16 protein-coding genes and 2 pseudogenes are annotated in these 25,727 nt (G+C 60.7%); 14 read left to right on the top strand and 4 right to left on the bottom strand.

Features of this window, described 5'->3' with window-relative positions; all coding sequences use genetic code 11:
- The first annotated feature begins 418 nt into the window (after nt 1-418).
- The 13 genes from IYY11_RS01435 (at nt 419) to IYY11_RS01375 (ending at nt 20,995) form a co-directional block, all read left to right on the top strand.
- A complete protein-coding gene (locus tag IYY11_RS01435; RefSeq protein ID WP_196402440.1) occupies nt 419-1,234 on the top strand; it encodes a hypothetical protein in 816 nt (271 codons plus the stop codon).
- A 151-nt stretch (nt 1,235-1,385) separates the two neighbouring features.
- The gene (locus IYY11_RS01430; protein ID WP_196402439.1) at nt 1,386-8,831 is read left to right on the top strand and encodes a type I polyketide synthase; all 7,446 of its coding nucleotides are present in this window, start codon (nt 1,386-1,388) and stop codon (nt 8,829-8,831) included.
- A gap of 51 nt (nt 8,832-8,882) precedes the next feature.
- Nucleotides 8,883-10,091 carry a 3-oxoacyl-[acyl-carrier-protein] synthase III C-terminal domain-containing protein gene (locus IYY11_RS01425; RefSeq protein ID WP_196402438.1) on the top strand — a complete coding sequence of 403 codons (1,209 nt, stop codon included), beginning with the start codon at nt 8,883-8,885 and terminating at the stop codon, nt 10,089-10,091.
- Nucleotides 10,088-11,968, top strand: a complete 1,881-nt coding sequence (locus tag IYY11_RS01420) for a 4'-phosphopantetheinyl transferase superfamily protein (protein WP_196402437.1) — start codon at nt 10,088-10,090, stop codon at nt 11,966-11,968. The genes IYY11_RS01425 and IYY11_RS01420 overlap by 4 nt, the downstream gene beginning before the upstream one ends.
- Before the next feature lie 38 nt (nt 11,969-12,006).
- Nucleotides 12,007-12,810 carry an FkbM family methyltransferase gene (locus IYY11_RS01415; RefSeq protein WP_196402436.1) on the top strand — a complete coding sequence of 268 codons (804 nt, stop codon included), beginning with the start codon at nt 12,007-12,009 and terminating at the stop codon, nt 12,808-12,810.
- A 64-nt stretch (nt 12,811-12,874) separates the two neighbouring features.
- Entirely contained in the window at nt 12,875-14,089 is a 1,215-nt protein-coding gene (locus IYY11_RS01410) for a glycosyltransferase (RefSeq protein ID WP_196402435.1), read from the top strand.
- Between the two features lie 187 nt (nt 14,090-14,276).
- A complete protein-coding gene (locus IYY11_RS01405) occupies nt 14,277-14,801 on the top strand; it encodes a hypothetical protein (protein ID WP_196402434.1) in 525 nt (174 codons plus the stop codon).
- A 146-nt stretch (nt 14,802-14,947) separates the two neighbouring features.
- Nucleotides 14,948-16,156 (top strand): ABC transporter permease, encoded by a 1,209-nt coding sequence (locus IYY11_RS01400; protein ID WP_196402433.1) that lies wholly within the window; start codon nt 14,948-14,950, stop codon nt 16,154-16,156.
- The gene (locus IYY11_RS01395; protein WP_196402432.1) at nt 16,153-16,881 is read left to right on the top strand and encodes an ABC transporter ATP-binding protein; all 729 of its coding nucleotides are present in this window, start codon (nt 16,153-16,155) and stop codon (nt 16,879-16,881) included. Before IYY11_RS01400 ends, IYY11_RS01395 begins: the two co-directional genes overlap by 4 nt.
- Complete coding sequence (locus tag IYY11_RS01390; protein WP_196402431.1) at nt 16,881-17,999, top strand: HlyD family secretion protein; 1,119 nt, start codon at nt 16,881-16,883, stop codon at nt 17,997-17,999. Before IYY11_RS01395 ends, IYY11_RS01390 begins: the two co-directional genes overlap by 1 nt.
- Nucleotides 18,000-18,171: 172 nt before the next feature.
- The gene (locus tag IYY11_RS01385; protein ID WP_246719549.1) at nt 18,172-18,825 is read left to right on the top strand and encodes a class I SAM-dependent methyltransferase; all 654 of its coding nucleotides are present in this window, start codon (nt 18,172-18,174) and stop codon (nt 18,823-18,825) included.
- Between the two features lie 134 nt (nt 18,826-18,959).
- Nucleotides 18,960-20,096 carry an NAD(P)/FAD-dependent oxidoreductase gene (locus tag IYY11_RS01380; protein WP_196402429.1) on the top strand — a complete coding sequence of 379 codons (1,137 nt, stop codon included), beginning with the start codon at nt 18,960-18,962 and terminating at the stop codon, nt 20,094-20,096.
- Nucleotides 20,097-20,341: 245 nt separating this feature from the next.
- Nucleotides 20,342-20,995: a hypothetical protein gene (locus IYY11_RS01375; protein WP_196402428.1), complete on the top strand. Its 654-nt coding sequence runs from the start codon at nt 20,342-20,344 to the stop codon at nt 20,993-20,995.
- A 39-nt stretch (nt 20,996-21,034) separates the two neighbouring features.
- Here the strand turns inward: IYY11_RS01375 and IYY11_RS01370 are convergent, their stop codons facing one another.
- The 3 genes and pseudogenes from IYY11_RS01370 to IYY11_RS01365 form a co-directional block, all read right to left on the bottom strand.
- Nucleotides 21,035-22,444: a TolC family outer membrane protein gene (locus IYY11_RS01370; RefSeq protein WP_246719547.1), complete on the bottom strand. Its 1,410-nt coding sequence runs from the start codon at nt 22,442-22,444 to the stop codon at nt 21,035-21,037.
- A gap of 309 nt (nt 22,445-22,753) precedes the next feature.
- Nucleotides 22,754-23,113, bottom strand: coding sequence for a hypothetical protein (locus IYY11_RS22345; RefSeq protein ID WP_210331186.1), 360 nt, complete (start codon nt 23,111-23,113; stop codon nt 22,754-22,756).
- A gap of 626 nt (nt 23,114-23,739) precedes the next feature.
- Nucleotides 23,740-23,994: pseudogene (locus tag IYY11_RS01365) on the bottom strand (transposase); the annotation flags it as partial.
- Between the two features lie 76 nt (nt 23,995-24,070).
- Here IYY11_RS01365 and IYY11_RS01360 point away from each other — a divergent pair.
- Nucleotides 24,071-25,096: an IS110 family transposase gene (locus IYY11_RS01360; protein ID WP_196402427.1), complete on the top strand. Its 1,026-nt coding sequence runs from the start codon at nt 24,071-24,073 to the stop codon at nt 25,094-25,096.
- 262 nt (nt 25,097-25,358) lie between these two features.
- Here IYY11_RS01360 and IYY11_RS22610 read toward each other — a convergent pair.
- A pseudogene (locus IYY11_RS22610) lies at nt 25,359-25,727 on the bottom strand (transposase); the annotation flags it as partial.

Raw genomic sequence — 25,727 nt, 5'->3', positions numbered from 1 at the left:
GGCGATGACATCGGAGAAAACTTCTCCGGTCAACAAGCAAAAAATGTTCCTGGCGTCATTGCGATGGGGAGTCAGCCGGAGTGATGGTCGGCGGCAGTTGCGCTTTCTCTTAAACACGCTTCAGGAACGGATCGTCATGCAAACGCATTAGCAGGTTTAGCAACGAGACGCCGACCGACGGCGCGATTTCGCTTTTGTCAAAATTTCCTACATCAAGGAAAGTCGCCGACAACTCGAAATAAATTTACGCATTTGCTCGGTGTGTGACGAAAAAATTCAGGAAAAAATGTGCGCCCGATGCAACGAATTTCGGAATGAGACGTTGACAGATAGCGGTTGCTGCAGTGCACCTAACTATTAAGCGCGATGCACATAATTTGGCCAGGGCGCGGTGGCGATTTCTCTTGGAGGGACATTGATGGAAGCCATCAATGCGGTCACGCTCAATACATGCTTTGACTCGGATGAATCCCTTCGTGGGCGCCGTCCGGAAGAGTTCGGCGTAATTGTCTTAAATCGGCAATTCGCGGCCGCCGAAGATCAATCTCTCGATCACGAAGTGAATGTATCGCGCGCTAAAGCGCGTTCGGCGCTGCAACTGGCGCAGCGTGAGCGGGATATAACCAAGGCGACGAGAGACCGCATCCAGGAAGCCGTAGACCGCGCCAACAATTTTTCTGCTGCGATCCAGAGAAGGCTTTCCAGATTCGCCAATCTTGACAAGCGGATCGCTGAAGAGTGCGCGGCATCGATACTGCGTTCGACAGGACAAGAGGCGGGCCGCGCGCTCGAGCTATCACCGAAAACGAAGAGGCTCGCTGAAAGGATTTTCTGGCTTGAAAATCAATCGGCCTCGTTTCGACGCGCTTCAGATTGCCTTCGTCAAGAACTCGCGAACGCCGAAAGCAGTCTGAAGTTAGCCGAGGGCGAAGTTAAAAAGGCGGCTGTCGCTGTCGCCGCGGCTGAAATGGAGCCGATCGCGGCAGAATTGGCGCGCGTTGAAAGTCTGGCGGCGACGCTTCGGCGTCTTCTTCTGGGATACGGCGCTCTCCGCCATGACGGTGGATTTCTGCCCATGAGTAGCGCGACCGCGCAGCTTCTCAGGGCGCCGCCGAAGAATGCAATGGTGGGCGGAAGCGTGCATTGCTTCGAGGCCACCGCGCAATGGGCATCCTATTTGCAACAGCTCAGTCTCGATAGCGAGGCGACGCTCGATGCGAAAGTGCGTTGGTGAGTGTGTTGCAACACAGATTTTTTCATGTGCGAGCGCGACAAATGCGCAAGCGAACAAGCTGACGAAGCGAACATTAAACCGCAAATAAGCATAGCTGAAATAAGCTTTTAGCCGTGTTTTTTGGACACAAACTGAACTCGAGGAGAAATAGATGGAAACGGTGATCGCGATCACTCCGAGCCATTGCCTCGACCCGCAAATCGCCATTGCCGCCTGCAAGGCGGGCGAGACTGGCGTCCTCGATTTGGGGTGGCGTGCAGACGCCTCCGCCATCACTGACGCGATAAACGCTCTGCGGAAGTCGGTGGGCGTCCGCGGAACATGGGGCGTCAGATGGGACGCCGCCGCAGGGCCTTATCGGGATCTGAACGAACTTTCGCAGCTCACGCAAGGCAAAGTTCCGCTTCTTGTTTTTGCGGGCGTGAAGGCGCGAGAGGCGGCGGATTTACTCAAGTCTGCGAAAGAGTTGGCGCAACGGGTCCTGCTCGAGGTCCATGATCTCGACTCGGCGCTGCTCGCAGAGGCGGAAGGCTTCGACGGGTTGATCGTGAAAGGCCATGAGGCGGGCGGATGGATCGGCTCCGCCACCTCATTCATCCTGCTGCAGGAATTGAGCGGGAAGGTCCAGATTCCTTACTGGATACAGGGCGGCGTCCATATGCGCAGCGCGGCGGCTGCCGTGCTTTCCGGCGCGCGCGGGGTCGTTCTCGCCGAGCAGCTTTGGTTGACGGAAGAGGGGCCGAGCGCGTCCGCAGAGCAAAAAAAGCTCTGGGGCCAATTCGACGGCAGCGAAACGATCATCGCGGGGCGAGGCGCTGATCTGTTTCGTCTTTCCGCTCGACACGGTCGAGGCAAGCTCCGCGAGCTGGAAGTCGGCGTCGCCAAGGGCGACGACCTGCGGGATCTCTTGCGACGCTTGTTGGCGGAAGACGCGCTCACGCCGCTCGCACAGGATATCGCTTTCGCCGCCTCGCTCGGGCGTCGCTACGGCACGACAGGACGCGTGATCGCCGCGCTGCGCGACGCAGTAGCGCCCGCGATCGGCGAGGCTCGTGCGCAAAATGTGCTGCGACCCGACTCAGCGCTCGCCAAACTGCACGGCGCCCGTTTTCCAATTGTGCAGGGTCCGATGACGCGCGTCAGCGACGTCGCGCCCTTTGCCGACGCGGTGTCTCGGGCGGGAGGCTTGCCGTTCCTGGCGCTCGCCGTGATGCGCGGTGTGGAAGTGCGTTCGCTGCTGACGAAGACCAAAGAGCTGATGGGCGCGCGGCCCTGGGGCGTCGGCATCCTGGGCTTCATGCCGCTCGACCTGCGACAGGAGCAGATGGAGGCCATCCGCGACGTCAAGCCGCCGTTCGCGATTGTCGCCGGGGGCAGGCCGAGCCAGGCCAAGGAACTCGAAGCGCTGGGCATTTCCACCTATCTGCATGTGCCGTCGCCCGGTCTGCTGCAGGGTTTTATCAAGGAAGGCGCACGCAAATTCATTTTCGAGGGAAGCGAGTGCGGCGGGCACACCGGACCGCGCACAAGTTTCGTGCTGTGGGAGTCGGCCATCGAGACGCTTCTCAGCGCGAAGATTGATGATCCCGAGACGGTGCAGATCCTCTTCGCCGGCGGCGTTCATAACGGGCTTTCCGCCGCGATTGTGTCGGTGTTGGCGGCGCCGCTGGCCGCGAAGGGGATGAAAGTCGGCGTGCTGATGGGCACCGCCTATCTCTTCACCGAAGAAGCGGTGCGAACCGGCGCCATCGTCAACGAATTTCAGGATCAAGCCATCGACTGCCGTGAAACTGCGCTGCTGCAATCGGGAGTCGGCTCATTCACACGCTGCGCCAACACCAGCTTTTGCGATGAGTTCGATAAGACGCGGCGCGATCTGATTTTGCAGGGCAAGTCGGAAGAAGAAATTCTCATGGCGCTCGAGCTGCTCAACATCGGGCGGCTGCGCATCGCCTCAAAGGGCGTGGCACGCAATGAGAATCCTGCGGCGAAGGATAACAACGAGAAATACGTCAGCCTCGACGCCGACGCGCAGCGCCGTGAAGGCATGTATATGATGGGCGAAGTCGCGCGCTTGCGCGACTCGCGGTTGAGCATGGCCGAACTGCACCAGGCCGTCTCCTCCGGCGCCCAGGCGGCGCTGGCCCGCGGCGACAACCGTAAGAGTTCGCCAAAGCGAGAACCGCGCGAAGAAATCGCCGTCGTCGGCATGGCCTGTCTGTTGCCGGGCGCGAACGACGTGCGCAGCTACTGGCGCAACATCATGCTGGCGGTCGATTCAGTTCGCGAGGTGACCGAGGATCGCTGGCGCGCGTCCGACTTCTACGACCCAAAGCGCGGCGTGAAGGACAAGGTCTATTCGAAGTGGGGCGGCTTCCTCAACGACGTCGCTTTTGACCCGACGCGTTACGGGATTCCGCCCGCCAGTCTGCGCTCCATCGAACCTGTGCAGCTCCTCGCGCTGCTGGTGTCGAGCATGGCGCTGGAAGACGCCGGCCTGGATCGCCGGCCGTTCCCGCGCGAGCGCACCGCGACAATTTTTGCCTCTGGCGGCATGAATGATCTCGGAACGATCTACATCTTCCGGACGTTGCTCGCGCATTATCTGCCAAAAGCCGAAGGCGTCTCCGAGGACGCGCGCAAGCAGATCCTGGAGTCGCTCTATCAGGATGAGTTGCCGAAGTGGACGGAAGACTCCTTTCCGGGATTCCTCGGCAATGTCGTCGCCGGGCGCGTCGCCAATCGACTCGATCTGCGCGGCGCGAATTTCACCGTCGACGCGGCCTGCGCCTCCTCGCTCGCCGCGCTCGACGTCGGCATCAGACAGTTGCGCAGCGGCGACGCCGACATCGCGCTCGTTGGCGCGGTGGATGGGACCAACGGCCCCGTCAGCTTCATGTCCTTCGCGCAGACCCACGCGCTGTCGCCGCGCGGTCGGTGTCGTCCCTTCGATGACAGCGCGGACGGCATCGCCATTGGCGAAGGCGTCTGCGCCGTTGTGTTGAAGCGGCTCGCCGACGCCGAACGCGATGGCGACAGGATCTATTCCGTCATCAAGGGCATTGGCAGCTCAAGCGACGGCCACAATCGCAGCCTGACGGCGCCGCATCCCGAAGGGCAGGTTCTGGCGCTCGAACGCGCCTATGCCGACGCCGGCGTCGATCCGTCGAGCGTGACGCTGATCGAGGCGCATGGCACCGGCACGTCGGTCGGCGACAAATCCGAGATCGGCGCGCTGAACATAGTCTTCGGTTCCGCGTCGGGAACGCCGCAGCGCTGCGCCGTCGGCTCGGTGAAGTCGATGATCGGCCACACGAAAGTCGCGGCGGGACTCGCGGCGCTCATCAAGGCGAGCCTCGCGCTCAAGCACCGCGTGCTGCCGCCGACCATCGGCGTCGAAAAACCGGTGTCAGGCGTCGACTTCGCCAAATCGCCTTTCTACATCAACACCGAAATTCGCCCCTGGCTCGGCGCCGGCGACAGCGCGCCGCGCCGTTGCGGCGTCAGCGCCTTCGGGTTTGGCGGCACCAACTTTCATACCGTGCTCGAAGAATATCGCGGCGACTTCCGGGCGTCCGACGCGCAAGATCTGAACCCGCGCGCGGCCGAGATCTTCGCCATCAGCCGTTCGAGCGTCGAGGCGGTTGAAGATGCGGCGCGGACTCTGCTGCAAGGCGTTGAGCAGACGCAGGAGCTCGATCTCGCACAGCTCGCTTACTCGACGTCCCTTGACGACGCCAGGCTGCGACCGAAGAACGGCGGTCAGATCGTGCAGCTCGCGATCGTGGCGAACGCGGTCGCCGACCTGAAGGGCAAGCTTGAATTCTTCCTGCGCAGCCATCAAGGCAAGGCGACGCTCAACGCGCCGAGCGGGATCTACTATCGGAACCTGCAACATCGCGCGGACAGCGGCGCCGTCTGCTTCCTGTTCCCGGGCCAGGGATCGCAGCAGATCAACATGCTTCGCGATCTTGTCCTCGCGCGTCCGTCCGCTTACGCTTTGTTCGAAAAGGCGGACGCGATGCTCAAGGGCGCGCTGCCGAAGCCGCTGTCGCAATATGTCTATCCCGTGCCTGTCTTCGGCAAGGAGGAGCGGGAGCGCCAGCAAGCGGAATTGAACGACACGCGCGTCGCGCAGCCGGCGCTCGGATTGGCGGGCCTCGCGGCCTATGACGCGCTGTCGGCCTTCGGCGTGAAGCCCAACTTCGTCGCCGGCCACAGCTACGGTGAATATGTCGCGCTCTGCGTCGCCGGGGTTCTGTCGCGCGAGGATCTTATCCGCATCTCCGATGCGCGCGGCCGTATCTCCAAGGAGATATCCGTCGCACAGCCGGCGACGATGGCGGCGGTCAACGCCAACGAGAAGTGGACGCTAGAGGCGATCGCGCGTCTCGAACTGGCGGTGAGCGTCGCGAATTTGAACGCGCCTGACCAGACGATCATCGCAGGGCCAATCGCCGCGATCGACGCCGCGGTGAAGGCGCTCAGCGGGGAGGACGTGCGCGTCAAGCGGCTGCCGGTGACGGCGGCGTTCCACTGTAACGCGATGGCGGGGGCGCAGGCGGCGCTCGCCGCGGAGCTCGGCTCGGTGACGTTCCGAGCGCCGACGATCAAAGTGTTCAGCAACACGACGGGCGACCGCTATCCCGTGGAGCCTTCTGAAATCCGCGCGCTGTTGGCGCGCCACATCGTCGAGCCCTTGCGCTTCGTCGATGAGATCGAGCGCCTCTACGCGGCGGGCGCGAGAGTCTTCATCGAGGCGGGTCCGGGGCAGGTGCTGAGCGGGCTCGTCGGCCGTATTCTCGGCGACCGGCCGCACACGACGCTGTCAATCGACGCACCGGAGCGTTCGGGCTGGCTGCAGCTCGCGCAGCTGCTCGCGCGGGCGTTTGCGCTCGGCCTTCCGGTCGATCTTGCGCCATGGTTTGCGCGCCGCGGACTTGCCGAAATGAGCCTCGCGCAAGTCTTCGAACAGGCGCGCGCCAAGGCCAATCCAGGGCCCATGGCGTGGCGGGTGAATGGCGGGCGCGCCGAGCCCTGGCGCGGCGAAGCCAAGCCGCCAAAGCGCGCCGCCGGCCCCGCTACGCCGCCGGCGCCTGTGAAGGCGCCCGCGGCGCCCCTCCAAACCAGACCCAATGGGAACGCACCAGCCCATCCACCATCGTCGCCATCATTCGGCGTCGAACGCGAGAGGAGCAAAGCCTTGTCTACTCACGTACCATCGCCAGCGCTTGGCGCGGTCAGCGCGTTAGGCGCTGAATCGCGGTTCGCCCAAGTGCAGAACAGTTTGGCGCAACTCATCGATCTACAGCGCGAACAGCAGGACGTGTTGCGTCGTTTCTTCGAGTTCCAGGGACAGCTGCTCGGCGCCAACGGCAATGGCGCCGCTGAGCGAACCGGGTTTGGCGCTGAGCCGATCCCGTTCCTGATCGCCGAACAGGCGACGGCGGCTCCGACGATGGCCGGCGTCTTCGTTCCGCCGGCCCCTGTGCTGCCGAAGCTTGCCGCCACGCAGAACGGCAAGGCTCCGCAACCGGCGCCGCGCCTCGCGAGCGCGCCTCCGGTCGCCGCGAAACCGGCGGCGAATGGCGCCGGCGCTGCAAAGACGACGGACCAGAAGGGCCCAAAGCAGCTTGCGTCGACCGAGGCGTTCAAGGCCGATCTGTTGCAGGCGGTCGTCGAGCGCACGGGCTACGCCGAAGACATGCTCGATCTCGACGCGCATATGGAGGCCGATCTCGGCATCGACTCCATCAAGCGGATCGAGATCTTGAGCAAGCTCAAGGACGATCACTCCTTCATGGAGAACCAGGACGAAGAGAAGGTTTTCGAGGAGCTGTCGGGCCTCAAGACCCTGAATGCGATCGTCGATTGGTACGATCAATTTCGAAAGTCGCAGGCCGAGCCGGGAGGCTCCGATTCAACAAAAAAAGCTCAGACTCCGCTGTCGCTCTCCTTGCCTGAGACAGCGGAGTCTGACGCCCCGAAGGCAAATCCCGCGGACGTGCAGCGCTACGCGGTCACCCCTGTGGCCGCGCCGCGGGACGCTTCAAGGCAAGTTAAAGACTTTCCCGCGGACCGCCTGATCCTCGTGATCGGCGGCGCGGGGGAGTTGAGCGTCGCTTTCAGCGACGCTCTGAGGGCTAACGGCCATAAGGTCTGGCGGGTCACGCCGGGCGGCGAGACTCGCCTCGTCGATAATGAGCGCATCGAAGCCAACTTGTCTTCGCTTGACGCGGTGATCGCGCTTCGCGAGATGCTCGCCGACGAGGGCGTAACGGTCGGCGCGATTTTCAATTTGTCCGGCTTGCAGTCGATCGGCGGCGTCGCGCATGACGCCCCTCTGGACCACGCGCGGCAATTGTTTTTGCTCCTCAAGGCCTTCGAGAAGGATTTAAGGGAGAGCGCCAAGGCGGGCGGCGGCGTCCTTTTCAATCTGACCGATTTCGATGGACAATTCGGTCTTCGCCGCGCGCGCCCGTTCGCCGCGGCTCCCGCCGGCACGCTCGGCGTCGCAAAGTCAGCGGCGCGGGAATGGCCCGAGTTACGAGTCAAATGCATCGACGCCGATCCCGATATCGACGTGACGCGGCTGGTCGACGAATCTTTGATGGAATTTTACGACGACGATTCGACCGTCGAAGTGGGTTTCACCCAGAGCGGACGCTTTCAGCTCGAACTCGCGGAGGAGTGCGTTCCGACGGCCGATCTGTCGGGCCTGAGCTTGGAGCATGACGGCGTGCTGCTCGTCACCGGCGGCGCCTACGGCATAACGGCGGACGTCACGAGGGCGATGGCGGAGAAATTCCGGTCGCGGCTCGTTCTCGTCGGACGCAGTCCGATGCCGGAGGCCGAGCCCGAAGCTACGCGCAGCCTGAACGATCGCGCCGAGTTGCGGCAGCTCCTCATCGGCGAAGCGCGGGCACGCGGCGAAAAGATCAAACCGGCGGAAATCGAAAGCGGGATCAAACGCATCCTCAAGGACCGTCAGATCCGCGACAACATCGCGGCGATGCGTTCGGCGGGGGCGCAGGTCGAGTACCACGCGCTCGACATACGCGACGGCGACGCCTTCGGACGTCTGATCGATTCAATCTACGATCGCTATGGCCGCATTGACGGCGTGCTGCATGGCGCCGGCGTCATTGACGACAGGATGATGAGAGAGAAGTCGCCCGAGTCCTTCGACATGGTGTTCGAGACGAAGGTGATCCCGGCCATGGTTCTATCCGAGAAGCTGCGGCCGGAAACTCTCAAATTCCTAGTGTTCTTCTCGTCGATCGCGGGTCGGTTCGGCAACGCCGGCCAGAGCGACTACAGCGCGGCGAACGAGGTCGTCAACAAGCTTGCCGACGGGCTGAGCCAAATATGGCCGCATGTTCACGCCGTCGCAATCAATTGGGGACCGTGGGACGGCGGCATGGTGAGCGACGATCTGCGTAAGCTCTACGCCTCCAAGCAGATCTATCCGATCGCCATTGATCAGGGAAAGCGGCGCTGCCTCGAAGAGCTCGAGCGCGGAAACACCGGCGCGCCGGAAATCGTCGTCGCCGCAAGTCTCGAACAGATCGCCCGACAGGGCATGCGGCAACAATAGCAGGCGTTCGCCAATTACCGACGCCGAAATCGACAGATCGAGGAGTAGGCGATGTCGTTTTGCCTGACTAACTTTGTTCCCGTCCGCATGATCGAGCCTGTGCCGCAGGCTTTGACGCTCGAACTTTCAGCCTATGGATTCGCCAAGTCCTATTGCCGCAGTCACGGGATCACCGATGCGGAGAGCTTTGGAACGATCATTCACGAAACGCGGCAAAAGTTTGAAAAGTTCGCTCTGTCTCCCTCAGTGATCAAGCGGCGCCAGTTGGTGTTCTTTCCGCGTCTCAGCGACATCAGCTTCAGCAATGGCGAGTTCACGGTCGCCGAGCCCGAGCATGACTATCTGCAGCTCTTCGATAACTATGAGAACCTGCAGGCGAAGGACATCAAAACGCGCCATTCAAGCTACGCGAAAGTCGCCGACGGCTGCCTCAAGGAGATGTACGGCGACGCCGAGGAGGCGCCGGACGATCTCATCCATGTGACCTGTTCCGGCTATCTGGCGCCCAGTCCCGTAGAGCGGATGGTGGCCGGCAAGGAATGGTTCAACACCACCGTCACGCATAGTTACCACATGGGCTGCTACGGCGCGTTTCCGGCGATCAAGATGGCGCACGGCTTTCTCTCGTCGTCGCAATTCGCCATGACCAAGCCCAAGGATCGCGTCGACATCGTGCACACCGAGGTGCTCTCCGTTCACCGCGGCATCGAAGAGCTCAAGGCGGAGAACATCATCACGATGACGCTGTTTGCCGACGGCTTCATCAAATATTCGATGGTGACGGAAGACCATCTGCGCGAGCGCGGGCTGCGCGGCTTGAGGATCCTCGCTTTCAACGAGCATCTGCTGCCGAACTCGGCCGACGACATGACCTGGGTCCCTGGCTCAACGCGCTTCCACATGACGCTTTCCGTCATGGTGCCCGTCGTCATCAAGCAATCGGTTCGCCCATTCGTCGAGCAGTTGCTGCAACGCGTCGGCGTCGATTTCGAGCATGACAAGCATCGGCTGATTTTCGCCATTCATCCTGGCGGCCCGAGGATCGTCGAACATATTCAGGAGGCGCTCGGGCTTGAGCCGGATCAGGTGGCGATCAGCAATTCGGTGTTTACCGAGAATGGCAACATGTCTTCGGCGACGGTCCCGCACATATTGAAAGAGATTATAGAGGAGCCCTCGATTCCTGCGGGGGCGCGCATCGTCTCGCTCGCCTTTGGACCCGGTCTGACGATCACTGGCTTGGTCGCGGAAAAGATATGAGCGTTCAGCGCGCAAAGAGATTGAACGGCGGCGACGCTCCATCCCGGCCAGCGACGGGCGAGGGGGGAGCGCCTCTCATCGCGCGCATGTACGAGGTACAGGACGCGAAGGAGCTCGCGCTCGCCGTCGAGCAGCCGGATGAAGAGGCTCATCTTTCCGAGCGGACCAGCCCGATGGCAAGAGCGGGCGCGGAAAGCTCTGATCAGATCCAAGAGGCGGACACGAGCGAACCGCGCATGCCGTTCATCGGTTCCGTGCTCGATTACGTTCCCGGCGAGCGCATCACGATCGAGCGCAAACTCAGCGTCAACGAAGATCTCTACCTCGCCGATCACGCTTTCGTTCATGCGCCTGGCATAAAGCCGACGTCAGCCTGTTTGCCGGTCGTGCCGATGACGATGAGCCTCGAAATCATGGCCGAGGCGGCGGCGTGTCTCGCGCCGGGCTGCGGTCTGCTCGGATTTGAAGACGTACGCTCGGTGACCTGGATTGATCTCGAGGACGTTGACGAACTCGCGCTAAACATCGTGACGCAGATTGTTCGTCACGATGCAGAGCGCGGGGCCTTCAGCATTTCCGCCGCCATTTACGTCGAAGGTAAAAGCTCTCCCGCGATCACTGCGACTGTTCTTTTCGGAGATCGCTACTTGGTCGAATTGTCGCCGACCTTTAGCGATTTGAGCAACGCGCGCGCACACTCGCTCACAGCCGATGAAATCTATGCCGAGCGGCACATGTTTCACGGACCGAGCTTTCAATGTCTCGTTGGAGAATTCGTTCTCGGAGACGAAGGAATCATCGGCGAGCTTTGTGTGCGGTCTCCCGAAGAGCTTTTTGGATCGACGCGTTCTCCGCAACTTCTGACGGACCCCTGCTTACTCGACGCGGTGGGTCAGATCGTCGGACTCTGGGCGATGGAGCAAGAGCGCTACGTCTTCCCGATCGGTCTCACGAAGCTTGAAATTTATCGTCCGACCCCGCCCGTCGGAACGCGCGCGCCTGTGCGCGTTGAGATCTTGCAGTCGGAAGGCAAGACGCTCGTCGCCGACGTCGAGGTGCAGGATGGCGAAGGCGGCGTTTGGATGCGAATTTCAGGCTGGCGGACATGGAAGTTTCGCTGGGAAAAGCGCCTGGTGGATTTCCGTCGTCAGCCCGACAGACACTTGTTAACGACGCCGGCGCCCGCGCCGCATTTCGAGGGCTCGATTTCATTGATGCTTTCCAGCGCCGAGCTGAAGCAATTCGATCCTGCCTTGCTCGCGCGCTATTGTCTGAGCGCCGACGAAATGCTGACCTACAAAGAACTGGAGCGTTTTCCCCAGCGGCAGCGGCAGTGGCTCTATGGCCGCGTCGCGGCCAAGGACGCGGTCCGCCTGTGGGTGGCGAAGCGACAGCAAGGGGAGATGTCGCATCCGGCGACGTTCGCCATCTCTTCGGATGAACGCGGACGACCGTTCGTCAAGCCCGCGCCGAGTTGGGGATCCGCGCCGTCGGTGAGCATTTCTCATTGCGAAGAACGAGCGATAGCGGTCGCTCACGAGCATGACATCGGCGTTGATATAGAGCGTATCGCCGCTCGCGACGTCGGCGTTGTCGAAGCCTTCGCCTCAGCGAAGGAACGCGAAATGATCGCTCGTTATCCCGTCCAAGAACGCGACGCTTGGTTGACCCGGCTGTGGTGCGCGAAGGAGGCGCTCGGCAAGCTCTTGGGCGTCGGTCTTGAGGGCAAACCGCTTGCGATGGAGGCAACCGAAATGACCGGTGACGGACAGATCGTGCTTTCGCACAAGGACAGGAACGCGTGCGCGCGCGTTTCGACGATCGAAGCTGACGGATTCATTATCGCCTACGCAGACTTGGAGCAGTCCGTCGCGTAATCGGAAACCATTTGGCGGCATTCGCCGAGGAGGGGATCATGCTGCAGACGATGCTTCCCAATGAACAGCGGGTGTTCTGTGTGAATCCTTTGGAGGCCCCCATCATTTTTGGACAGATCGCGCCCTACTTCAAACATGGGATCGAAATTGAGGAGGGAGACACCATCGTCGACGTCGGCGCGAACATCGGACTCTTTACCTTGACCGCGTGCGATTGGGGGAAACGCGCCGTAAAAATTCTCGCCTTTGAGCCGATTCCAGACCTATTCAAATGCCTCACGGCCAACGCCAAGAAGTACAAGCTCGATAGCCTTGTCACCTTGCCCTACGCCCTCTCACGAGAGAGCGGCGCGATCGAATTCACGCACTATCCGCTGCTGACCTCGATGTCGACAGCCTATCCCTATGATCCGAACGCAGCGTCGGTTCGACTTGGCTTTCGAGACATACTGCCTCAGTTCCCGCCATTTTTGCGATGGATACAGCGCCTGCCGCCCAAGCCGCAGGAAATCGCTCTGCGCATTCTTCTTAAAGTCCTGCTCCGCGGCCGACGCGTTTCGTGTCAGGCGTTGTCGCTCTCAGACGCAATTCGCGACCATGAACTCACACGCATCGATCTCGTGAAGATCGATGCCGAAATGGCTGAACTCGACATCCTGCAGGGCGTCACAGCCGACGACTGGGGAAAGATCAAGAAGATCGTCGTCGAAGTGCACGACGTTGAAGGCCGATTGAACAAGGTGCGGAGCCTGCTTCAGGCCGCCGGCTTCCGGCGCATCGACGATGAGCAGGATCCGCAGATGAGGGAGTTTCGCGTGCACACCGTTTACGCGACCAAGTGAGGAGAATGGTGGCGTTGATTTCCGCTCAGGCCTGGTTGGCTGATGCTATTCCGAGGAGCAGAATATGCTTTATGCGTTGATTATTTCTTTCGTAGGGCTGCAGCTGTTCGTGGTGCTTGCGCCGATGCTACGTTTCGCAAAGTGTTTCCGCCGCGCGCCGTCCTTGCGAACAGAGCAGCCAAAAGCAGCTGTCATCTTGCCGTGTAAGGGGATAGATGACGCTCTGGTCGAGACCGTTCGGCGGTTGTTGCGCCAGGACTACAATAACTACGGGCTGCTGTTTGTGACCGAGAGCGAGGAAGATCCGGCGCATAAGTTGATCAAGGGCCTGATCGAGGGCGCTTCGCCTCCGGCGCGACTGATCACTGCTGGACCCGCCGCGGCCTGCGGACAAAAGGTTCATAATCTCACCACTGCGGTCGACGCTCTTGATGAGTTCTTTCCCGACATTGAGATCATCGCCTTTTGTGATTCCGACGCTCAGCCGCAAACGGATTGGCTGACCAATCTGGTCGCGGGACTCGCGGACCCTGAAGTGGGCGTCGCCACCGGCTATCGCTGGTATCTTCCGGCCGGCAGCGGCCTCGGGTCTCTGCTGTTGAGCGCCTGGAACGCGCAATCGCTGTTCTTGTTTGGCGATGAGTCGAGCTTCGCCTGGGGAGGGACTATGGCGATGCGCCGCGTTGATTTCGAAAACCTAGAAATCCGGCGACGCTGGCGGGGAGGGGTGAGCGACGACGGCAGCGTGACGACCGCGGTCCGTTCGCATGGGAGGCGCATTCAATTCGTGCCCCGCTGTCTCGTCGCCTCGCGCGGCGACGCGAGCTTGAGCGACGTTCTGGAATTCACGAACCGCCAGATCATCCTGACGCGAGTTTATATGCCGCGCGCGTGGCGGGAGATCGTGGCGCTGACGCTATACTTCTGCGCGCTCTTCGCGCTCGTCGCTGCGCTTCTCTACAGAGCCTTCGCCCAACAAGCTCTTCCCGATGGCGTCGTCAGCGTGCTGCTGCCCGGCATGGCGTTTGCAATGGTCTTACAGTGCTGGCTGCAGACCGCCTTTGCGATGCGCATTCTGCCGCAGCATCGCGACGAGTTGAGACGGCTTCGATGGGCCTATCTTGGCGTAATGCCTCTGGTGGCGCCTCTGGCCCTCTGGAACGTGATCGTATCGTGCTTCTCTCGACGCATCGTTTGGCGCGGGATCGGCTATGAACTGCTCGGCCCTAATCAGACCGTCATCTGGAAACGCGATCTTCCCGATCCGCGCGCGATTTAGGGCGGCTGCGTTGTGTCAAAGGAATCATGATGTCCGGCCTGCAGAGCAAGCGTACTGATGTTTTCGTTCTCCGAAGCGTTCTGTGGCGGCGTCATCCGATAAGACGATGCGCGTTTAGCGGAAATTCGCTGGAATCGAGGGAACGGTTTTGCGCGAACGTTGTTACTCCTCTAACGGAGGGACTGCGATGTATTTCCTTCCTGATCAAGATCTAAAAATCGAATGGGTTCGCAAGGACGAAAGTTGTCCGCACGAGGGCCATTCCTGGTACGGAAGTCGATACTGCTACTTCGAGATCGATCGTAGCGAGTGCGACTCGGCGATAGACGTTTGCCCCGTCTACGTTCTCTATTCAATGACCGGCGAAACGCTGATCAACGAGCTTGCACGGCGCAAGGCGTCTGAACTGAGAGTGGCGCCGGCAACCGACGCCGTCAGTGAAATCGAGCGCTTGACGAGCGGCGAGGTCAGGCATCGCTCGGACGAGATGCAGTTTATCGGGCGCTTCATCATGCGCTCGATCGAGGACGCCTGGGACGATCGTACGGATGACCAAGCTGTGTCGACATGGACAAGATTGGCGTCAATGGCGCCATCGTGGAGATTCGGCTTCAGGCGAAGAAAGATCCAAGTCAATCGTGACGCCATACGGCTGACGAAGGACGCCGCTGAAGTCGTAGAGACCAGAGAAGCGGCGAGCCGGCTGCGTTAGGTTCAGGCGTCAGTGAGGCGCCAGGACGCAGTCCGTCGGCTGCGCAATTCGAGGTTGCGAGCGGAGAGAATATGTCCCCTGGCGCTGTGCGCAGTCACCGGCAGGGTGAGCTTGAAGAGCGAGAATAGCTGCGGGAGCCTTTCGAAATGTCGCTAGGAAAAGAAATTGGCCTCGCCACGAGACAATTTGGCGGACGCAGCGGCGTTGCATGGACGCGTCCGAGTCTGACGCTTCTCATTGCTTGGCGAAACCTCGTCCACGATCGAGTCCGTTTCGCCGTGACGCTCGTCGGAATTGCCTTCTCGACAATCCTCGTCGGCATTCAGTTGGGCATGCTCCTTAATTTTCTTCACACGACGTCGACCGTCGTGGACCATGCCGGCGCGGATCTTTGGGTCGCCGCGCATGGCGTTCCGAGCGTGGATCTTGCAACGCCTATCGACGGCAGACGCAGATTCCAGTCTCTGGCGGTGGAAGGCGTCGCCGTCGCCGAGCCTTATCTTCTGCATTTCGGCTTTTGGAAGCGCGCCGACGGGATTCGGCAGATTGTCATCCTCATTGGCGTCGAACCGGGCGCCGAGATGGGGTTGCCGCTGACTTTGCCCGCCGGGCAAAGCTTCCGAGAGGCGCTATCCAGCCCCGACGGGATTATCATCGATCGACTCTACGCCGAAAAGCTTGGTGTTACCGGCCTCAATCAACTCGTTGAAATTAATGATCGCCGGGCGCGGGTCGTCGGCTTTACGGACGGGATAAGGACATTCACGCAATCGCCCTATGTCTTCACCTCGCTACGTAACGCGCGATCGCTGCTGGGTCGAACAGACAATCTCATCACTTACGTGTTGATCCGGCTCGCCCCCGGTCAGGATCCGGCGACGGTGATCGAGAGACTGTCCGCCCGAATGCCAGACGTCGACGTAATGACCTCGCGCGAATTTGCGGCCAACAGCCAGAAATACTGGCTTCTGACCACGGGCGCGGGCATTTCGATCATCTGCTCTTCGCTGCTTGCGCTTTTTGTTGGCGTCGTGATCGTCGCCCAAACGCTCTACGCCAGCACCATGGATCGTCTTCCCGAATACGCGGTCATTCGTGCGATGGGCGGGCCGCGATGGTATCTCTACAAGATCGTCATTGAACAGGCGGTGATCGGCGGTCTGATCGGAAGCGTCGTCGGGATCGGCGCCGTGGCGGTGCTTGTGTATCTCGGCCGGAACATGAGTTCGCCGCCGCTTGTCCCAGCCTGGCTTGCTCTAGGCATCGGGGCCGTCACCGTGGTGATGTGCGTCGGCGCCTCGCTCGTGTCGATCAGCAAGATCACATCAATTGATCCAGTGAAGGTGTTCAGATGAAACGCGCCGTCATCAGCGCCTCTGGCGTCAGTCATTCCTTCGACACCGGGCCGACGCCGGTCACCGTGCTGCGTGACATTGACGTTGAGGTCTACGCCGGCGAGTTGCTGATGTTGGTGGGACCGTCGGGCAGCGGTAAGACGACGCTGCTCCATATTCTGGGTCGGCTGCTCAGCCCTTCGAGCGGAGTCGTGACGCTTTATGGAAAAAACACGCAGGCGCTCGGCGAAGAGGAGCTCGCAGCGCTGCGGCTGAAATATTTCGGCTTCATTTTTCAAGCCTACAATCTGTTCCCCGTGCTGACCGCCACGGAAAACGTGATGGTGATGCTCGATCTTCTCGGAGTGTCCCGGCAGATTGCTCGGGAGCGCGCGCGCGAACTCCTGAAATCGGTGGGCTTAGGTCACCGACTCGATTCCTTTCCCTCTCAGTTGAGTAGCGGCCAGAGACAGCGCGTCGCGATCGCGCGCGCTCTGGCCGGCGATCCCAAGATCCTGATGGCCGACGAACCGACTGCCGCGCTGGACGCAGAAAGCGGACTTCGCGCCATTGAGCTTTTGCAGATGCTTGCGCATCAGCAGGAGCGAGCGGTGGTCATCGTCACCCATGATCCGCGTATCCTTCAATTCGGGGATCGGGTGATACATCTCGAAGATGGACAAATCGCCGAGCGTTTGGCGACGCCGCGCGGTCCATCTCCCCTGCACGCAATGGGAGCCTTGTGATGAAAATGTCGTCACGCGTCGTCGCAATTCTGACTTTCCTCGGCCTGGCCGCGCTGAGCCTCTTTCTCTTTCAGTCGATCGAGAGCACGCAATCAACCGCTCGCGCCACAACGTCGCTCGCCGGAGTTGCGCAGCATGTCGCCGCCGCGCCGGGCATGGTGGAGCCTGAAGGCGAGGAGCGCGAAATCGCCGCGCAAGCGACAGGCGTCATCCGCGAGATGCGGGTCGAGGAGAACGATGAGGTGGCGGCCGGTCAGATCATCGCGGCGCTCGATAATACCGAGCAGGTTGCTCGACTGGAGTCCGCACGCGCGGCGCTTGCGCTGCGGCAGGCCGAACTCGAGCGCCTCACCAATGGCGCGCGCGCCGAGGAGCGCCGAGAGGCGAGGGATGCTCTGATGGAGGCGGACGCGGCGCTCGATTTGGCGCGACGCGAACATGAGCGGCGGCTGCCGCTCACCAAGAGTGGCGTTTCGCCCCAAGCGGCGCTTGATCAGGCCACGTCCCACTGGAACGTCAACAAGGCGCGGCGCGCGGCGATCGCGGAAAGGCTCGCGATGCTCGAGGCTCCGCCGCGCGCCGAAGATCTCGCGGCGGCGCGCGCGCGGGTGCGGCTCGCGGAGGCGGATGTGGCGCTGTCGGAGGCGCTTTTGGAAAAGACGCTGGTTCGGTCGCCGATCGCGGGCACGATCCTGCGTCGCTCTCGCGTCGCCGGCGAAGCCGTGACGCACGTGCCGCCGACGCCGATCGCCATCGTCGGCAATGTTCGCGGTCTGCGCGTGCGCGCGGACGTCGATGAGACCGACGTCGGGAAAATTGTCGCCGGGCAGCGCGTCGAGGTCACTGCGGACGCGTTCCCAAATCAGAAATTCGGCGGAAGAGTTTTCCGCGTATCGTCCAGAATGGGTTCCAAGATGGTTCAGACCGGTCGGCCGACCGATCGCGTCGACGCCAAGGCGCTGCAGGTTCTTATAGATCTCGACCCCGGCGTGAAATTGCCCGTCGGGCTGCGCGTTGACGCTTATTTTTTGGTCCACCCGCTCTCGGCGCAGACAGGTTGGCTCCAACCAATGAAGGCACAAAAATCCGCGGGGCGATTCGCCATCGCGCGCGACTGACGGAGCGCGAGGAAGTCGCGCGAATTGATTGGCTAATTCTAGATAACGCCCCGGCGAGCGCCGGAATTATCCTAACAGGGGCTATCAGAAGGAGAGCGCCAAAATGGTTAAGCTCGCTCGCGCAGTATATCCTGAACTTTTGGATTCTCTTCCATGCGACGATCCCCGAGCCATGCAGTCGCGCCGCGACCTGCAGCGCGTCAACAGCTGGATGTTGCAGACCAAGATTATGGCGACGATGCTTTCCCGCCATTTCGACAGGACGCCGAAAACCATTCTCGATCTCGGCTCCGGCGACGGGGCATTGATGCTCGGCGTCGCAAATCGCCTGGCGCCGAAGTGGCAAGGCGTGACGGTGCGCCTGCTCGACCAACAGGACATTCTATCGGACGAGACGCGCCAAGCCTTTGAAGCGATCGGATGGCGGGCGGAGAGCGTCGTCGCAGACGTCTTCGATTACCTTTCGCATGACGCCGCGACGACGGACATCATCTCAGCCAATCTGTTTCTGCATCATTTTGAAAACCCCGACCTCGCCCGCTTGCTTGAATTGGCGGCGGCGCGCACGACGCTGTTCGTAGCATGCGAACCCCGTCGCGATCATTTTTCGCTCATGGCGAGCAGCCTGGTCTGGGTCATCGGCTGCAACGACATCACGCAATGGGATGCGAAGACGAGCGTGCGCGCCGGCTTTAACAACCGCGATCTATCGAAGCTGTGGCCAGATCAGAATGGCTGGGTTCTCGACGAGAGCCCCGCAAGGCCATTTACGCACTGCTTCGCGGCGCGGCGGTCGAATTCCGCTCCAGGCGACACGCCTTCGTAACCCGTCGCTCTCGCGAGCGGCTGGCTTGGGCCAATCGACGCAACAATCGCTTCAACAGACGGTGAGGAGCCCCCAAAGGACAAGCCAGTCGCTCCGGAAGTGCTTCGCGAAGAGGTGGAATGAGGAGTCGTATCGTGACGGAAGCAAGCGTGATCATCGGCGGCGGCGTCGCTGGAGCTACGGCGGCGCTTGCTTTATCCCGCGCGGGTCGGCGCGTCGATCTTTATGAGCGCTCGTCGTCGGCGAGTCATAAGATTTGCGGCGAGTTCATGAGCCGTGAGGTCAGCGCGAATTTGCGATCTCTTGGCGTAGACCCGGTGGACCTGGGCGCTCGACCGATCAACCGTGTGCGATTGGTTCGGGGGAATCGCAGCGTGGACCAACCGCTGCCTTTTCCGGCTCTGGCGCTATCGAGAAAAATTCTCGACGAGGCTCTGCTCGAACAAGCGACGTCCTGCGGCGTGAACGTCATCCGCGGCAAGGCCGCGCGGCGCATCGAGCAATCGGATGACGGCGGCTTCGAAGTGTCCTTCGGCTCCGGAGACAGCGCGCCGGCTCGCGCGATTTTTCTTGCGAGTGGCAAGCACGATTTGCGTGGCGTCAAGCGCGCTGCGCCTGGGCGCCAAAGCGATTATCTCGCTTTGAAAATGTATTACCGTTTCAACAAGAAAAAGACTGAGCATCTGCGGTGGGTGACTGAGCTCATTCTCCTCAAGGAATGCTATCTCGGGCTAATGCTCGTCGAAGACGATCGCGTCAATTTTTGTTTCGTGATCAGCGAGGAGCGCTTCGCCAAGGGAGGGGGAACCTGGCAAGGTGTTCTGCAGCAATTCAGCAGCGAGTCGGACTACGTAGCGGCTTACTTGGAGGGCGCCGTGCCTTTGCTGGATCGCCCGCTTGCGATCAGCCGCGTGCCCTATGGCTTTGTGCATAATCCCTCCCCCGAGGACCCGCCGGGACTATGGCGGCTTGGCGATCAGATTGCGGTGATCCCTTCTTTCACTGGCGACGGCATGGGCATGGCGAGCTGCAGCGCAGTTCTGGCGGCCAACATGTTTCTCGAAGGCGCGACGTCGCATGAGTTTCATCGCCGCTTCAGCAATATCGTCAGGAAGCAAATGCGCGTTTCAAAGCCGTTGAACAGCATGTTCTTCAGGCATTCGGTTGGCCAGGACGCCCTTATATGGCTCGCCTCGCAGTTTCCGAGCGGCGTGCGCGCGATCGCGCGCGCGACGCGCGTTCCCGAAGAGGCGATGCCGCGTATCGACTAACGGCGTTTACAGATCAAGTATCAACTTGTACAAGTAAACGTATGAGGCCAAGAAGCGCGAGATGCGATGGTCTCTGGCTAGACGCGTCATTTCAACAACGGAACTCTCGAACGCTACGGCGGTCTGCCCCAGCGAGATGAATGTGAGATGGCCCAACGGTAACGTTTTAGGCGCGGCGCTTGACTGACCGAACTTTTTCCTGGTCTCCCTAGAATCGACAGCTTCTTTCAGCGAGGAGATCGATAATGATACTCTCGAGCCGGATTATCGATCAGGGAACCCAGCTGAACTCGAGCCGCTCCATACGACAGACGCGACTCATGGTTCTTCTGCTGTCTGTTTTGACCTTCTCTGGCGCGCAGGATGCCCAGGCTCAGTCCCTCAAGCGCGATCTGCGGGGCTTTTCGCTCGGCATGTCCAAGGATGAAGCGGCAAGACTCGCGCGCTCGCAGTGCAACAACTTCGGAAAGGTCTCGTTTCATGGCGGCATGCGCGCCGAGGAGTTCTTCGCATCGTCATCTGAATACGGGAAACAGTTCTCCTGCAGATTTGAAGACGGCTCCATCGTCAACTATGCGCTCACCCCGCGGACCGGCAAGGTCTACAAGCTGAACGGCGTGTTCCTTTCACAGATGACCTGTCCGGAGCTTCTCGATTTCATCATCGAAGAATTTAAAGTAAGCGAGAAATATTCGAAATATCATCCAAAGCCCAAAGCCGAGCGCGACTGCCAGGGATGGGCGTGGCAATCCGGTCCGAGCTACGATTTGAAAGTTTGGCTTAACGAGCCCGACGCCACGCGATTCAACGTGAGCTTGATGGACAGCGAAGTTGTCCGGCAGAACGAGGCCTCGGCCGAGGATTCCGAAAAACAGTCGGGCGTCAAACCTCGCTTGTAGGTTCAGGGTTTCCTCGGGGCGGCGCCGGGCCGCGCAGGTTCATCGATCAGGCGTATCGGTTCCGTACCATTTGTATTTGACCTGCTCGAAATGAACGACAGGGTCGTAACGCACGACATTGAGATTGAGCGTCTCGGCCGTCAGTCTGCCGATTGCCGCCAAAATCGCGTATGAGGCGACGACGCGGTCCCTTTGGGAAATGACCAGATTGGCGCGCGCATTGAGCAAAGTCTGCTGAGCGTTCAACACGTCGAGCGTCGTGCGCTGCCCCACCTGCGCCTCGTCCCGAACGCCTTTCAGAGCGAGCTCGGCCGCCTTCACCGTCGCCTGATCCGATTTGATCTGCGATCTGGCCGTGTCCAGCAGACCATAGCTCGAGACGACGTTAGCGCGAACGCGGTCGCGCTGCGCGTCGGCGTTGAGGCGCGCTTTGCCGAGCACCTCTTTCGCCTTACGGATCGAGGAATACTCCCCTCCTCCTTGATAGAGGGGGACATTGAGCGCGCCGTTGACGCCCGCCGAAAATTGCCGCGAGCCGGGCAGTCCAAGGAAAGAGTCATACTGCTGGGATACTTGCGCATTGACCGACAGCGTGGGCAAAAGTGCGCCCTCGGCGACTTTCACCGCCGACTCCGCGGTGTCCACCCGATGTAAGGCCGCGACGATGGCGGGATGTTCGACAAGCGCGACGTCAATCGCATCCTTCACTGATTTGGGCAACATCCGCTCAACCGATGGGGCCGGCTCGAGACGTTTCGGCTCCACACCGATGATCTGCCGGTAAACGGCGGCGCTGCTTTTCAATTGCGCCTCGGCGGCAAAATATTCTGAGCGCGCATGGGAGACGGAGGCTTCGCTCTGCGACACGTCGGTATTCGTCACGTCACCGGATTGATAGCGCTTCTCCGTATCGTGCAACTGTAGATCGAGCACGGCGATGTTGCTCTTGCGCAGCGATAGGATCGCCGCGTCGCGCATCACGTCCATGAAAGCGGTCGCGCCGCTACGCAATATCTCCTGCTCAGAAAGCCGCATCAGGGCGCGCGACTCAAATACGCTCGACTCGGCGCGACGCACCGAATTCTCCGTGCGACCGCCATCAAAGAGATTTTGCGAGACGTTCAGCGTGGCCCCGCGCGGATATCCCGTATATTCATCAGTAAGCGGGATGCGCTGATTGATCACCGGCAGTCGCACTGGAATCCTGAGGTTCGAGCGCTGCGCGCCAACGCTTGCCTGAATATTGGCGTTGGGACGCAGTCCGGACCAGGCGCTCGAGACGTCTTCGTCACGCGCACGCACGTCGGCGCGTTGCTCGTTCAGGTCCGGGTTGCCGGCATAAGCCCGGGCGAGCGCAGAGGAAATTGTTTCGGCTGAGACATCGCTTGCGCTTGCCAACGCGAGGCCTGCCCCTGCCGCAATGACTGTACGCGCGCCGAACGATCTCATGGAATCCCACTCTCTCGCTCCAGCGCCAAGCGCACCGCTCAACGCCGGAATGAGCCTTCCGGGCTCTTACGCCGCTTTTGAAAATTGGGAGCTAAGTGGGCCCAACAGGCTTGATCCCGTTACACTCGTTACCAATCAGGAGGCTTCGCGTTATAGCTCTCATTATACCAGCAGCAAATCATCACCGGAAGAACGAGAAACGCTGATCAGTCGACATTTATTGGTCACGTGGCAAAAATGACACAGCGCTTGTTCGTGCTCGAGTTCCTGAATTTCGATTTGGTTAACGCAACGGTTCGACGACAAAACTTATTGGAGAGGATTATTTGAGCGGGTATCGCGGACGTCGTAATTTCGCCGTGTCGGGAGCGATCTTGGCTGAGACCGGAAAGAAGTTGAGGCGATGGCAAAAAGACGAACATCATTCGGGAAATTGCCCGAGGGAGGGAGTTCTCGATCAAATGGACCGTGAAGTTGGAGCACATTGACGAGGCTGGAAATTTTCATGCAGCAACAGTCGGCCACATCAGCGGCCCGAGCTGTGGTCTGAAATCCGACCTTAGTCTCACCCATGACGACGGCAAATTCTTGATCCGGCGGGTCCAGGCGGAAATCGCCCAAGATCAGGTTCGCGCCCTCATCCCGAAAATTTGGCCTTTCCTTGGTCATCCACCACTGACACACTCCGCTCCGCTTTCTCGACGCTACCGCCCTTGACAGCCAGCAGTCCGCACTACTCTCCCGTGATTGGGTGCGCCCGTATATGCCTGGCTGCCTCAGTATCGCTGGCCATTCGGGGAACGAAGCGCGCGTTTTCCACGAGCAAACTCAACTGCCCCTATTGGCATGGTCGCATCTCGGACGCGGCCTCTTTAGCTCGCCGACGCCTGAATCCAAGCGCCCGCCTTAGTACAATCTCGATCGTCGATTATCCTACAATACCTACGCAAGCGAGAGGAACTTCGCGTCGACGCCGCGCGCAGCAACTGGCGCAGGACCGCGAGGTGACGGCCGCGCAAATTGCGCTCGCGCTTCTTATGAACCAACCGTTTCCAGTTTTTCCCGATCGTCGGAACTCATTGATCGAGAACATGCGGAAAAATCTCAAAGCTTGCGAACTGCGCCCGACGCAGAACGAGTGCCAGAATCTTGTGGCGGGCGAAGGGGAATAGAATGGCAGCGATCACCAAGCAAACAGAGCCGTTTGACGCGGTCGTCGTTGGTTCGGGACCAAACGGAGGGCTTGCCCCAAAGCAACTCAGCGAGGCGGGCCTGCGCACTAGCGCGGCTTCGCCTTAAACCGGTTCATATCCTGCGGCGGCGAAGAAGTTTGCGCATTCTGTCGGCGAGAACTCCTTCAGCAGCAGGCCGATCCTGTCCCCTAGCGCGTCGACGGTTCGCTCTGCGGCCTTGCGCAACAGGGCCTTGAGTTTTGAGAACGCCTTTTCGATCGGATTGAAGTCGGGGCTGTAAGGCGGGAGATACTGCAGGGTCGCGCCCGCCGCCTCGATGGCCTTGCGCACGCCGGCGCCCTTGTGGCTGCCAAGATTGATGGGGTGCACGCCCCCTCGACGGCATCGTGTGCCAGAGTGGTGGTGTTTCAAGCCACTCGCAAAGGATGCGTCCATGAAGAATGTTAGCACAATCGGCCTCGATCTCTCGAAGCACGTATTCCAAGCGAATGGAGCCGATAAGAGCGGCGCTGTGGTCTTTCGTAAGAAGCTACGACGCCAACAGGTTCTGCCGTTTTTTGCCACCCTCCCGCCTTGCACCGTCGCCATGGAAGCCTGCGCCGGCAGCCACTACTGGGGGCGCGAGATCGGCAAGCTCGGCCACTCTATCAAACTGATTGCGCCGGCCTATGTGAAGCCGTTCGTCAAGCGGCAGAAGAACGATGCGTCCGACGCCGAAGCAATTTCTGAAGCCGCGCAACGACCGACGATGAGATTCGTATCCGTCAAAAGCGAAGAGGCGCAAGCTGCGGCGATCGTATTCCGCACTCGCGATCTGCTTGTCCGTCAACGCACGCAGACGATCAACGCGTTGCGTGGTCACCTGGCCGAGTTCGGCATGATCATCGCGAAGGGGCCGCAACACCTGTCCAAGCTCATCGCGATGGTGGGTGACCCAACTTCTCACCTGCCGGAAGCCGCACGTTCAATTCTCGCGCTGCTGGTCGAACAATTACGCGCGCTTGAAGAACGCGTCACCAGGCTTGATCGGGAGATCGCAGGTCGAGCGAAGGAGGATAAGGTCGCTCGTCGGCTGATGACGATTCCAGGCATCGGCGTGGTGACAGCCGTAGCATTGGCCGCTCTCGCACCATCACCTGAGACCTTCAAGCGTGGGCGCGATTTTGCAGCCTGGCTCGGATTGACACCTCTCCAACGATCGACCGGCGGCAAGGAACGCCTCGGCAGGACTTCGAGAATGGGCGAGCGAACATTGCGACGCTTGCTGATCATCGGGGCAAGCTCAGTTGCAGCCTGGACTGCTCGCAAGGGAGCGTTGGCCGGGTCATGGCTCGATCGAATGTTGCGCCGTAAGCCGCCCATGCTGGTGCGGGTGGCATTGGCCAACAAGATGGCGCGCGTCGCATGGGCTCTGCTCGCCAATGGTGGGGTATATCGAACTCCGATCGTGGCCGCATAGGGCGGGATCGCGAGGGTTGTCGACGGCGTAGGAAGGTCAAGCGGAGGGTATGGCGCAACGGTCGACGAGACGGGATCGGGAAAACCAGTTCATGGACGAGCGCCACGAGCGCGCGAGATTGTAATGGATCCGATCCGCGAACTCCCATACGGGCCCGCGGCATGTGACTGCGCCGCATCAGAGGCCGGATACATGTCAGCACCTGACCATGCGCTGCGCAACTTCGAAGATTCTTCTTGCACCGGCGGGGGCGTCCATACATGTCCATGATCACGATGTCGTCCCGCGAGAGCGTCGGGACGAGAACCTGATCGACATAGGCTTGGAACCATTGGCCGTTGACCGGCCCGTCGAGAACCATCGGCGCCGTCATGCGGTCGCAGCGCAGACCGCCGATGAAGGTCGTCGTCTTCCAATGTCCGTGCGGAACGCTCGCGCGCAGCCGCTCGCCTTTCTGTTCGCGCCCGCATTTGCGCGCCATGTTGGTCGTGGTCCAGGTCTCATCGATGAAGACGAGCCTTTCCGGATCGAGATCGAGCTGGCTCTCGAACCAGGCTTCGCGCCGCGCCTTTACGTCCGGGCGGTCCTGTTCGCTCGCATGGGCGGTCTTTTTTTGAACGTCAGACCGCAA

This window comes from Methylocystis sp. H62 (assembly GCF_015709515.1).
Lineage (GTDB): Bacteria > Pseudomonadota > Alphaproteobacteria > Rhizobiales > Beijerinckiaceae > Methylocystis.
The sequence above is the reverse complement of the archived record's forward strand: the minus strand, read 5'-3'. Positions and strand labels throughout refer to the sequence as shown.

Bases quoted from the DNA above. Each gene is read 5' to 3' on its own strand.
- IYY11_RS01435 (WP_196402440.1), top strand. From the start codon at position 419: ATGGAAGCCATCAATGCGGTCACGCTCAATACATGCTTTGACTCGGAT.
- IYY11_RS01430 (WP_196402439.1), top strand. From the start codon at position 1,386: ATGGAAACGGTGATCGCGATCACTCCGAGCCATTGCCTCGACCCGCAA.
- IYY11_RS01425 (WP_196402438.1), top strand. From the start codon at position 8,883: ATGTCGTTTTGCCTGACTAACTTTGTTCCCGTCCGCATGATCGAGCCT.
- IYY11_RS01420 (WP_196402437.1), top strand. From the start codon at position 10,088: ATGAGCGTTCAGCGCGCAAAGAGATTGAACGGCGGCGACGCTCCATCC.
- IYY11_RS01415 (WP_196402436.1), top strand. From the start codon at position 12,007: ATGCTGCAGACGATGCTTCCCAATGAACAGCGGGTGTTCTGTGTGAAT.
- IYY11_RS01410 (WP_196402435.1), top strand. From the start codon at position 12,875: ATGCTTTATGCGTTGATTATTTCTTTCGTAGGGCTGCAGCTGTTCGTG.
- IYY11_RS01405 (WP_196402434.1), top strand. From the start codon at position 14,277: ATGTATTTCCTTCCTGATCAAGATCTAAAAATCGAATGGGTTCGCAAG.
- IYY11_RS01400 (WP_196402433.1), top strand. From the start codon at position 14,948: ATGTCGCTAGGAAAAGAAATTGGCCTCGCCACGAGACAATTTGGCGGA.
- IYY11_RS01395 (WP_196402432.1), top strand. From the start codon at position 16,153: ATGAAACGCGCCGTCATCAGCGCCTCTGGCGTCAGTCATTCCTTCGAC.
- IYY11_RS01390 (WP_196402431.1), top strand. From the start codon at position 16,881: ATGAAAATGTCGTCACGCGTCGTCGCAATTCTGACTTTCCTCGGCCTG.
- IYY11_RS01385 (WP_246719549.1), top strand. From the start codon at position 18,172: ATGCAGTCGCGCCGCGACCTGCAGCGCGTCAACAGCTGGATGTTGCAG.
- IYY11_RS01375 (WP_196402428.1), top strand. From the start codon at position 20,342: ATGATACTCTCGAGCCGGATTATCGATCAGGGAACCCAGCTGAACTCG.
- IYY11_RS01370 (WP_246719547.1), bottom strand. From the start codon at position 22,444: ATGAGATCGTTCGGCGCGCGTACAGTCATTGCGGCAGGGGCAGGCCTC.
- IYY11_RS22345 (WP_210331186.1), bottom strand. From the start codon at position 23,113: ATGACCAAGGAAAGGCCAAATTTTCGGGATGAGGGCGCGAACCTGATC.
- IYY11_RS01360 (WP_196402427.1), top strand. From the start codon at position 24,071: ATGAAGAATGTTAGCACAATCGGCCTCGATCTCTCGAAGCACGTATTC.